This is a genomic window from Mycobacterium sp. Soil_C_30, assembly GCF_057656995.1.
In genome coordinates this window covers 1-443 of record NZ_JBDGJH010000062.1, presented here as the reverse complement: position 1 = coordinate 443, position 443 = coordinate 1, and the positions used below count along the sequence as shown (strand labels likewise).

At 62.5% G+C, this 443-nt stretch carries 1 protein-coding gene; it reads right to left on the bottom strand.

The window, feature by feature from the left end; all coding sequences use genetic code 11:
• The coding region (locus tag AC3A6P_RS36120; protein ID WP_487697463.1) for an ABC transporter ATP-binding protein at positions 1 to 443 on the bottom strand (443 nt) is incomplete at both ends.

Here is a 443-nt window from a genome sequence, read left to right as displayed (position 1 = left end):
ACCAGGTGCTTGCGGAACAGCATGCCGATGTTGTCCGGCACGGTCCGGGCGATGTTGATGTTGTGCGTGACGATCAAGATGGTGGCGTCGATCTGGGCGTTGATGTCGATCAGCAGCTGCGACAGGTAGGCCGTACGCACCGGGTCCAGACCGGAGTCAGGCTCGTCGCAGAGGATGATCTGCGGGTCCAGCACCAGCGAGCGGGCCAGGCCGGCACGCTTGCGCATACCGCCGGAGATCTCGCCGGGGAACTTGTTCTCGTCACCGCCGAGGCCCACCAGGTCCAGCTTCTCCATCACGATCTGACGGATTTCGCTTTCCTTCTTCTTGGTGTGCTCGCGCAGCGGGAAGGCGGTGTTGTCGTAGAGGTTCATCGACCCGAACAGCGCGCCGTCCTGGAACATGACGCCGAACAGGGTGCGGATCTCGTAGAGCTCTTTGGC